Origin of the sequence: Dryocola clanedunensis, assembly GCF_038405435.1 — a bacterium.
Classification (GTDB): domain Bacteria; phylum Pseudomonadota; class Gammaproteobacteria; order Enterobacterales; family Enterobacteriaceae; genus Dryocola; species Dryocola clanedunensis_A.
Genome location: NZ_JBBYHZ010000169.1, coordinates 1 through 565, shown reverse-complemented (window position 1 = coordinate 565; position 565 = coordinate 1). Strand labels below are relative to the sequence as shown.

The window sequence follows — 565 nt, the reverse complement described above, 5'->3', positions numbered from 1 at the left end:
CCGTGTCGGCAGTGCGCACTTCCACTATGGTCAACCGGGCGGCCAGGCACGGTGAATGGAGCGTGCCCACACCGTGTAGAGGATTCATCCGCTGCATACGGGCGCCGATGCACCCTGAGCGCAATTCCCATGGAGTACGTCGCATGCTTCGTTACCTGTCCGCGGCTGTGGCCGTCCTCGCTTTGTCCGCCTGCAGCAGCACCCCCGTCGCGCAGGTCCAGCCGATCGACGGCGTCATTTCCGGCCAGTGCCATATCGACAAGGTCCGCGGTGCGACCGGGCTGGCTGCGTCGGCGGCAACCGTCGAAAGGGCACGCGTGGACAGCGACAGCCTGGAAGTGATCTTGCTGCGCGGTCAGCGCCTGGAAAGCGGCCCGACCGCCAGCGGCGCGGTGCCATCCACCACCGGTGCGGAAAGCGGTGGCGAGCGGCTGACCATCGAAACCGGCAATACCAACAACATCACCGCGATCTATTGCGGCTGATCGCTACGCTCATCCCGCGCGGGCACGCCGGACGGTGCGCCGCGCGGCTTTGAGTACTTTCAGCGTGGCCAGTTCCCACT

Annotated in this window: 1 protein-coding gene; it reads left to right on the top strand. The window is 66.2% G+C overall.

The window, feature by feature from the left end; all coding sequences use genetic code 11:
* The first annotated feature begins 143 nt into the window (after window positions 1-143).
* Window positions 144-485, top strand: coding sequence for a hypothetical protein (locus AAE045_RS24025; RefSeq protein ID WP_102788796.1), 342 nt, complete (start codon window positions 144-146; stop codon window positions 483-485).
* The last annotated feature ends 80 nt before the right edge of the window (window positions 486-565 follow it).

Coding starts and splice junctions, on each gene's coding strand:
- AAE045_RS24025 (WP_102788796.1), top strand. CDS start 144: ATGCTTCGTTACCTGTCCGCGGCTGTGGCCGTCCTCGCTTTGTCCGCC.